Consider the following 9,127-nt stretch of genomic DNA (forward strand, 5'->3'; position numbering starts at 1 on the left):
AATGGCGGAACAATGCTGTGCGTCCTCGCCTCCCTGGGAAGCGCGCCGGAACATGATCGCCGTATGCACAGGGTTGTGCGCGGCACTCGTCGTCCAGTCGATGCTATTGGTGACGATCCCCCTGTACGCGCTGTCTCTCGGCGCGAGCCCCGCTATGACAGGCGCGATCCTCTCACTTCCCTACCTGCTACCCCTCTTGCTCGCTATCGCCATGGGAGGGGCGGTAACACGATTCGGAGCGAGGAATATCCTCATTCTGGGCGCGGCGGGACTTGGCCTGAGCCCAACTGCGGTCCTCATCGCACCGGGGTACCTCGGCGTCGTCCTTGCCCAACTGCTGAGCGGGCTGGGCCACACACTTATGGTACTCGCCGCGCAGTCCATCGTCGCCAGTCTCGGCCACGGCAGATCTCTCGAAAAGTACTTTGGCTGGTACGCGATGTTCGTTTCCGTCGGGCAGCTCGTCGGCCCGGTACTGGCGGGGTGGCTGATTGATTTCCGTGGCATGGATCTTTCGTTCCGGGTGATGATTGTCCTTTCCCTGGCCGGTCTCGTAAGCGGCTTCTTCCTGGTCGGAGGCGCTCGGCGGGCGCAGAAGACCGAAGGGGAAGCTATCCTCTATAGCGCACAGATCCGGATGCTAATCAGCAATTCAGGCATACAGCTCTCTCTTGCCGTCACCGTCGCGGTGGTTTTCGCGCTCAGCGCTGTCACCAACTTTTTACCCGTGTACCTGGAAAACCTTGAGCTACCCGCGACAATGATCGGAGCACTGCTCAGTTTTCGCGCACTCTGTTCCGTGGTCGTTCGGCCGTTCACGCCGTTGATCGTGGATTTGGCGCGAGGAAGACCCCGGGCCATGATTCTTTCCGTGGCAGGCGTCGGGGTCGGGCTCATGTTCACGGGGATGACCAGCAGTGTATTCCTCCTGGGAGGGCTAATGGCGCTGGTCGGTCTGGGCTGCGGCGTCTCGCAGCCGCTTTCCATGGTTGTGCTGGCCGAAAACGCACCGAGGGCACAGCGGGCAAGCGCGTTCGGGTTACGGCTAACGGCAAACCGCTCGGTGCAGTTTCTCGCGCCCCTTGTGGTGGGGTCCCTGGCGGGACACACCAACTTCGGCGTTGCATTCCTGGTCGCCGGTGTCGTGGTGTCTGCCAGCCTGATCGCAATCACGAGATTGGTTCGGGAGGAGGGTGCGGCTCAGCGGGGGAAACGCTGAAGGGTTCTCCCGCGTTGCTGCGGGCGCTTCTGAAAAGGTCCACCGATAGGGCCGAAAGGGCGTGTCGTGAGCAGGCGCAGACCGTACAGCCAGGAATTCAGGCACGAGGCCGTGGAGCCGGCGCGCGCTAGCATGAGCGCGGCGAGGCACTGCGGTGGCCGTGCCGCCGCCGAGGGCTTCTTCGAGATGCTCAAACGCGAGCGGGTCAACCGGTGCTGTTACCAGCCGGTCCCCGAGGCACGTTCGGACGTGTTCGAGGACAGCGAGCGTTTCCATAATCCGCGCATCCGGCGACGGCTGGAAGCCGAGGACGAGAGGTTTCGAGCCTTAACCCGTGCTTATCCGGTTGTCTCCCATGCCCCCTACCGATAGTATGTCCGGCATCTGCTTCAAACTGGAGCAACCATGGCTATCGACGTGCTTGAGCGGGATGATTTGCCGTTTCCGCGCTCGCTGCCTGAATTCCAGCGTCTCTTTCCGGATGAGGCGGCTTGCGCTGCTTATCTTGAACACGCCCGCTGGAGGGAGGGCTTTATGTGCTATCACTGCGGCGTGGCCGATGAGCCGTATCGCTTTGCCAAGCGTCCTGGCGTTCTCCGATGCCGCCATTGCGGCCGCGACACCAGCCTTACCGCCGGTACCGTCATGGAGCGCACACACATGCCGCTCTCGGTATGGTTCTGGGCGACATACCTGATCACCAGCCAGACGCCCGGCATGTCGGCCGTCCAGTTCCAACGCCAACTCGGACTTTCACGCTACGAAACCGCCTTCCAGATTCTCCACAAGCTTCGAGTCGGCATGGTGCGACCCAACCAGGATCGGATCGGTGGCAAGCCCGGCGACATCGTTGAGGTCGATGAAACCTGGTTGGGAGGCCGCACGCACGGCAAGGGGCGCGGTGTCCATGACATGGTACCCGTGGCCGGTGCTGTCGAAGTCCGCCAGCGCAAGCGTACCGACAGCAGTCTCAATAAGCGCAAAACCGGGCGGTACGCAGGTCGCGTTCGACTTGCCCTGGTTCCAGACCGCAGTGCCAAGTCGCTCAGCGCCTTCATCGAGAGTGCCGTGTCGCCAGGCGCAAGGATCATCACCGATGACTGGAGCGGCTACGGCGAGCTTGCCAAGCGAGGTTATGACCACATGCCTATCGCAGCGCGGAGCGATCCGCAGATAGCGGAAGCGTTCATGCCCATCATTCATCTCGTATTCTCCAACCTCAAAACCTGGCTGCGAGGCACCCATCATGGTGTCAGTCCACAGCACCTACAGGCGTATCTCAACGAGTTCACGTTTCGCTTCAACCGCCGCTTCTATCCGTTCAACGCCTTCCGCTCCCTGCTCGGCATCGCCGGTGATGTCAGCGTTCCCACCTACGCTGAGCTTTACGCCGGAAAATCCAGACTCACTACATCTAGTAGGTCTGGGAGTTAACCGGATAAGCACGCCTTAACCTAACCGTCCGCGGGAACGGGGTAGAACCCGTGTCATACCGCCGGAAAAGCGCCGGCGTAGCCTATCGACTGTGGCGTATTTGCAGCGCTGACGTGATCATTCGACTATCCAGATCTGGAGCCAGGCACGCACGCCCAACCGGATCTGCCAATCGACAAATTAGAACATCGCCCGGGAAGAATTCCGTGCAATTAAGTCTTCTGAATGCACCTTCAGAAATGTAGCGAAAGCCTGTAATGACCCCCTGGTTTCTGCACACCTCATCCAGTTAATGCGAAATGATGTCAGTAAATAGAACCGAAAAGACCGCTTGAGGCATATACTGGCAGCTTGATAACAATCCGAAAAACATCATATTTTCCCACCTGTACTCGAGCATTTTGGCGGGCAATGTATTCAGGAGACTCACTTTCATGGCTAACCCACGCACTCTGACCCAGAAGCTCATCGACAACCATCTGATAGACGGCGATGTGGCAAGACCCGGCGAAGAAATACGCCTCAAGGTGGATCAGGTCCTGCTGCAGGATGCCACGGGCACCCTGACCATGCTGGCCCTTGATGCCATGGAGCTGGACAGGATTCAGGTGGGGACGGCCTGTCAGTATGTGGACCATAACCTGCTCCAGGCCGACTATCGCAATCGTGACGACCATGTCTTCCTGCAGACCTCTGCCGCCAGGTTCGGCATACGCTTCGCTCCGCCGGGGACCGGCGTATCCCATCCGGTCCACATGGAGCGTCTGGGTGTGCCAGGCAAGCTGCTGGCCGGCTCGGATTCGCACACCTGTGCCGCCGGCTCCCTGGGGATGCTGTCCTTCGGCGCGGGTTCCATCGAGATTGCCAGCGTGCTGGCAGGCGAGCACTTGAGCATTTCCATGCCCGAAGTGATGGGCGTGCGCCTGACCGGCAGGCTGCCGCCATGGGTCAGTGCCAAGGATATCATCCTGGAGATGCTGCGACGACACAGCGTGAAGGGCGGCACCGGCCGGATCATCGAGTACCATGGCCCGGGGGTCGCCACCTTGACTGCCATGGACCGCCACGTCATTGCCAACATGGGGGCCGAGCTGGGTGCCACCACCAGTGTCTTCCCTAGTGATGCGCAGACTCGGCGTTTCCTGCGCGACCATGACCGGGAGCTGGACTGGAGTGAACTGGCCGCCGACGAGGGTGCCAGCTATGCACACACCGATGAAATCGACCTTTCCAGCCTGGAGCCCTTGATTGCGTTGCCATCGAGCCCGGACAAGGTGGTACCGGTACGTGAGGTGGTCGGACGACCGGTGCATCAGTCATATATCGGGTCCTCCGCCAACCCGGGCTATCGCGACCTGGCCATTGCGGCCTTGATGGTAGAGGGCCGTCAGGTGCATCCGGAGGTCTCCTTCGACCTCAATCCGGCGTCCCGTCAGGTCCTGACGGACCTGGCCACGGAGGGGTTACTGGCGCATCTGATAGCGGCCGGTGGTCGCCTCCACCAGACCGGCTGCAATGGCTGCATGGGCATGGGCCAGGTTCCGGCGACCGCACAGAACAGTCTGCGCACGACGCCTCGCAACTTTCCTGGCCGCTCCGGCATTGCCGATGACCACGTCTTCCTATGTAGCCCGGAAACCGCCACCGCCGCCGCGCTGACGGGCAAGATCACTGATCCCAGGGAACTGGCCGACAGCCTGGGGCTAGGCTATCCGGACACCGACCTGCTGAAGATGGGTGACGACATCACCACCGACACCATCAACCCCGCGGGCTCGGAAGCCATGCCCTATCGCTCGAACGTTCAGGCAATCAGCCAGTTCTGCTTCAGAGACCTGGAACAGGAGTATCCACAACGCGCGGTCGCTTCCTGCGAATCGGGAGGGCATGCCCTGGTGGCCGGCCATAACTACGGCCAGGGTTCGAGCCGCGAGCATGCCGTGCTCGCCCCTCAATACCTCGGGCTGCGGCTGGTGCTGGCCAAGAGCTTTGCGCGAATCCATTACCAGAATCTGGTCAATGCCGGCATCCTTGCACTGGTGTTCCAGAATCCAGAGGACTATGACCGGCTGGATCAAGAGGATGTGCTGGAGGTCGTGGATGTACACGGCCAGGTCGAGGCGTCCAGGGAGGTCATTGTCAGGGTGCCCGGCAAGGATCTCGATCTGCGGGCAGAGCATCGCATGTCCGAGCGCCAGCGCGATATCTTTCATGTGGGCGGGCTCATCAATTGGCTGCGGCGCAAGAAAACGGCCTGAGGCTTACTACGGATACCACACCACGACGCCTTCACGATGGAAGGCGTCGTCGCCATGGCCTTGCTTGCTATTGCCCTACTCGAGGCGTGAGGGGCTGATCGTGACGAGTCGCTCCTCGGTCATTTCCTCGATGGCGTATCTCGGTCCCTCGCGACCTGTACCGCTCGCCTTGACGCCGCCGGATGGCATCTGGTCGACACGAGAGCTCGATGTCTCGTTGATATGCAGGGAACCCACGCGAATACGACGAGCCGCGCTCAGGCCTTCATCAAGATTGCTAGTGAAGATGCCCGCCGTGAGGCCATAAGGACTGTCGTTGGCGCCGTCGATGGCTTCATCGAGACTATCGAAGGGAATCACGCAGATCACCGGGCCAATGAAGGTGTCGGAATCGGTGGGATCTCCCGCCTTCAGAGTGGCCAGCCGGTCCTTGAGCTCGGCCAGCACTTCGGGATAGATGCTGCGCTGGACGAACAGTTTCTGAATCGAGGTACAGACCTGGCCTGCCTTGCGAAATGCACTGGCAATGATCCTGGGCAGGGCCATTTCCAGATTGGCATCCTGACACACGATGGTGCTGGAGATGTTGCCGAGCTCCAGGGAGGTATGACGAAGACCGATACATGCCCGGATTCTCTCACCGACGGTAGTCGAGCCGGTGAAACCGTAAAAATCGATCGACGGGTTCGCCAGCAGGCGTTCGCCGACCGTCTCGCCGCGGCCATGGACCACGTTGAAGTAACCCGCCGGCAAACCCGCGTCAGACAGCAGCCTGGCCAGGTGGTTGGCGCACATCGGGGGCTGTTCTGCCGGTTTCAACACCACCGCATTTCCGGCGGCGAGCGTCGGTGCGATCTTGTGGGCAACGGTGTTGAGCGGCGCATTGAAGGGCGTGATGGCGCAAACCACCCCGCGCGGGACCCGTAAGGTGAAACCGATCCGGTGCTCGTGTCCCGGCGCCCCGCCATCGGCACACATTCGCCGTGGATGCGCTTGGCCTTTTCGAATGCCAGCAGCAGCGTTTTCATGGGGCTGTCTTCCATCTTCTTGATGGCGCCGCGCTTGGCGGCGACACAGCACCGGGAGTCCGGATCATTCTTCTCTTCGCTCAGGTGCTTCCACATGCCGGTGTACCCCGCATCGCCGTATACCCGCTTGTCGTCATCCCGGACCAGGTGGCCTGCCACGGTGACATCGGCGACGTTGGCCGAGGTGGCAGCAACACTATGGGTCAGTCCGGTGACCGCATCGACGCCGATATGGGCCTTCAGTCGGGTAAGGACTGTGTGTTACCACACCATCCTCCCCTGAGAACCGTACGTGAGAGTCACCCCCTCATACGGCTCAAGCCTTCCAACAGCCTCATTGAGACCGGGCAACACTTCAGACTCTCAGTTTATAGCGACGCTGCTCTAGAGCACCATGATCAGGCCCTGCACGAAGTAGAAGGTACCGATGACGGTGACAATCCAGCGAGTCCATGTCCGGAAGTTGGCATCGGTCAGGCGCTTGAGGATGACATTGCCGGCACTGGTCCCGATGATTGCGAGGGGCGCCGCCAGCAGGATGATGGTCCATTCCCCCCGGGAAAGGCTCAGTGCCGCGCTCAGGTAGAAGAGAATCTTGATGATGTGGGCGATCACCTGAATCATCGCCTTGGTGGCCACCACGGCACGACGATCCATCCGCGTGCGGATAAAGAAGATATCGATTAGTGGCCCGGACAGGCCGGCGGCGATGCTCAGGCCCCCTGACACCAGACCGCAAACCAGGGCATGGCTCGTTCGCGTGGCATCCAGGTAAATCCAGTGCTTGGGCATCCAGACCATGAGGGGCATGAGCCCGATCAGCAGGGAGACAATGGCCACATTGGGTGTATAGCTGATCATCAGCAGTCCCAGGGCGGCAAGCACGACCCCGATGGTCATGAGCGCCACGACCCGCCAGATGATGAAACATCGGGACAACCAGGCCCGGGAAGCATTGGCGGTTAACTGGATGACACCATGCACGGCGATCGCCGTGGTCGCGGGAAAGCTCAACAGCAGGAACCAGAGCAATACTAGCCCCCCTGCCATGCCGAAGACTCCCGACAGGGTAGATGTCAGGAAGACCACCGCGACAAACAAGACGCCTGCTGCTATGGACAAAATGGACTCGCCTCGATGCGAAGGGAAGAAACGACCTTGGCGGCAAGGGCCATATCGAGTGTTGATCGACAAGGGTTCGACAAACACTGCATATTGTCAACAAACTGGAGCATTACCCTCCGACAACCACTCACACACCAAACACCACGGGGCCGCATCAGCGGCCCGTGGTGTTTCCTGGATCGGGTTTTCCGGGATGATCCCGTGTCAGCCACACTTGGACCAGCCGCAACCAGCGTAGCAGGTCGGGCAGCCGTCCATCATGATCAATTCGCCGCGACATTCAGGGCAATGGCCGACCACGACAGGGCCGTCACCCTTCCCGCCACTCTCACTACCCCCACCGATGGCAGAGATGGCACCAGCAGGCGAGGCCTCTTCCTCTTCATGGACGGGCGGCTTCCAGGGGTGGCCATAGATCAGGCGGTGGGCATAGCGGCTGACCAGGGCTTCCACCGGTACCTGGTTACCGTCCTGGTCGAGGAAGCCGCGGCGGTAGAGGATCTGCTGGATCGACCAGGCGATGGCCGCGACTTCGGAGTCGTGGAACATCGGCTTGCCCCAGCGGTTCATGCCGCAGCGTACCAGGCCCTTGTCCCAGGCCACCTTGCGCAGGTCGGTCACCGCCTGGGTGACATAACCACCCCGGGCAGCCAGTGACAGGCTGCGCATGGTGGCGGTGATCCACTGGTGCTCGCTGGACAGCTGACCGGAGGGGAAGAAGAACTCCACCGGCCGCTCGATCACCACCTGATTGCCGTTCAGCACACCCTGGACGGGCATGAAGGAGACCAGTAGATAGACCTTCTTGCGCCCCTCGGCGCCGACATAGGAGATCTTCTCCGACACGGCTTCGAGGGTGCCCTCGGGGCGTGAGGGAATCCTCACCGTGAGCGGGTTTTCCTCGGCCAGCGGCGGCTCTTCCACCGCCTTCTTGACGCTGTAGGAAACGATTTTCGAGTTGATTTCGACGGCCATCAGTGGGCTCCTCTGGAAAGTTGTGCGTTGACGCTCGAATGAGGGCGACCCACGGCCGTCACGAGCGAAGGCGAGGGAAGGCGCAGGCTTTCGAGGAAGCGGAGTTTACGAGCCGTAAATGAGCATTCCGAGAAAGACTGCAACACCGCCTCGGCGAGCGCAGTAGGTCGTGGCTTACCACTTGCCATAGGTGCCTTCCTTCAGCGCGTCATAGAGGTTGGCGGCATTGTGCTCCTCGCCGTCGTAGACCACCTTCTCATCGCCGGCGAGCTCGATGGTCTCGCCGTTTTCCAGTTCGAAGACATAGGTGGTGTTCTTGAGGTCGTCCTCGCGAACCAGCACGCCCTGGAAGGCCTCGGGGTTGAAGCGGAAGGTGGTGCACCCCTTGAGCTTGCTGGCGTAGGCGTCGAGGTAGAGCCCCTTGAAGTCCTCGAAGGCGAAGTCGGTCGGCACATTGACCGTCTTGGAGATGGCCGAGTCCACCCAGCTCTGGGCGGCCGCCTGGACCGCGACATGCTGCTTGGGCGACACGGCATCGGCAGTGATGAAGTAGTCCGGCAGGTCGCTCTCCACGGCGTCGGCGGCGATGAAGTGACGGTAGGCGGCCAGTTCGAAGGAGACCACCTCGACCTGCTCCTTGGTCTTCTTGCCCGACTGGATGACGTTACGGAAATAGCGGTGCGAGAAGGACGGTTCGATACCGTTGGAGGCGTTGTTGCCCAGCGACAGGGAGATGGTGCCGGTGGGGGCAATCGAGCTGTGATGGGTGAAGCGGGCGCCCTGCTCGGCGAGAGCGGCCACCAGTTCCGGCTCCACCTCGGCGACCTTCTGCATGTAGCGGCTGTAACGGGCATGCAGGAGGCGCCCAGGCATCTTGTCACCCACTTCGTAGCCGTCCTTGGCCAGTTCCGGCCGCTCGCGAAGCATCCTGGGCGTGATCTCGAATTCCTCGGCGAGAATCGGCGCCATGCCCTTCTCCCGGGAGAGTTCCAGCGCCTGCTTCCAGCCTTCGATGGCCAGGTTGCGGCTGACCTCTTCGGTGAAGGCCAGCGATTCCGCGGAGCCGTAGGGAATCTTGAGCATGGTCA

At 61.2% G+C, this 9,127-nt stretch carries 7 protein-coding genes and 2 pseudogenes; 4 read left to right on the forward strand and 5 right to left on the reverse strand.

Annotated elements, in window-relative coordinates; translation table 11 throughout:
* The 4 genes from ACESMD_RS02670 to ACESMD_RS02685 all read left to right on the forward strand — a co-directional run.
* Nucleotides 1–1,219: MFS transporter (locus tag ACESMD_RS02670; RefSeq protein ID WP_372610094.1), on the forward strand; the 1,219-nt coding region annotated here is incomplete at its 5' end.
* 132 nt (nt 1,220–1,351) lie between these two features.
* A complete protein-coding gene (locus tag ACESMD_RS02675; protein ID WP_372610096.1) occupies nt 1,352–1,591 on the forward strand; it encodes a hypothetical protein in 240 nt (79 codons plus the stop codon).
* Nucleotides 1,592–1,624: 33 nt separating this feature from the next.
* Nucleotides 1,625–2,653 (forward strand): IS1595 family transposase, encoded by a 1,029-nt coding sequence (locus ACESMD_RS02680; protein WP_372610098.1) that lies wholly within the window; start codon nt 1,625–1,627, stop codon nt 2,651–2,653.
* A 434-nt stretch (nt 2,654–3,087) separates the two neighbouring features.
* Nucleotides 3,088–4,911, forward strand: a complete 1,824-nt coding sequence (locus tag ACESMD_RS02685; RefSeq protein WP_372610100.1) for an aconitate hydratase — start codon at nt 3,088–3,090, stop codon at nt 4,909–4,911.
* Nucleotides 4,912–4,986: 75 nt separating this feature from the next.
* Here the strand turns inward: ACESMD_RS02685 and ACESMD_RS02690 are convergent, their stop codons facing one another.
* The 5 genes and pseudogenes from ACESMD_RS02690 to ACESMD_RS02710 form a co-directional block, all read right to left on the reverse strand.
* Entirely contained in the window at nt 4,987–5,889 is a 903-nt protein-coding gene (locus ACESMD_RS02690; protein WP_372610102.1) for an aldehyde dehydrogenase family protein, read from the reverse strand.
* Between the two features lie 14 nt (nt 5,890–5,903).
* Nucleotides 5,904–6,182: pseudogene (locus tag ACESMD_RS02695) on the reverse strand (transposase); the annotation flags it as partial.
* Between the two features lie 141 nt (nt 6,183–6,323).
* On the reverse strand, nt 6,324–7,061 hold the full coding sequence (locus tag ACESMD_RS02700; RefSeq protein WP_372610104.1) for a TSUP family transporter: 738 nt from the start codon (nt 7,059–7,061) through the stop codon (nt 6,324–6,326).
* Nucleotides 7,062–7,268: 207 nt separating this feature from the next.
* Nucleotides 7,269–8,039: a ribonucleoside-diphosphate reductase gene (locus ACESMD_RS02705; protein ID WP_372610106.1), complete on the reverse strand. Its 771-nt coding sequence runs from the start codon at nt 8,037–8,039 to the stop codon at nt 7,269–7,271.
* Between the two features lie 174 nt (nt 8,040–8,213).
* Nucleotides 8,214–9,127 (reverse strand): annotated as a pseudogene (locus ACESMD_RS02710) (ribonucleoside-diphosphate reductase, adenosylcobalamin-dependent); the annotation flags it as partial.

The sequence above is a fragment of the Halomonas sp. genome (genome assembly GCF_041689495.1).
Taxonomy (GTDB): domain Bacteria; phylum Pseudomonadota; class Gammaproteobacteria; order Pseudomonadales; family Halomonadaceae; genus Halomonas.

Bases quoted from the DNA above. Each gene is read 5' to 3' on its own strand.
- ACESMD_RS02675 (WP_372610096.1), top strand. From the start codon at position 1,352: ATGAGCGCGGCGAGGCACTGCGGTGGCCGTGCCGCCGCCGAGGGCTTC.
- ACESMD_RS02680 (WP_372610098.1), top strand. From the start codon at position 1,625: ATGGCTATCGACGTGCTTGAGCGGGATGATTTGCCGTTTCCGCGCTCG.
- ACESMD_RS02685 (WP_372610100.1), top strand. From the start codon at position 3,088: ATGGCTAACCCACGCACTCTGACCCAGAAGCTCATCGACAACCATCTG.
- ACESMD_RS02690 (WP_372610102.1), bottom strand. From the start codon at position 5,889: ATGTGTGCCGATGGCGGGGCGCCGGGACACGAGCACCGGATCGGTTTC.
- ACESMD_RS02705 (WP_372610106.1), bottom strand. From the start codon at position 8,039: ATGGCCGTCGAAATCAACTCGAAAATCGTTTCCTACAGCGTCAAGAAG.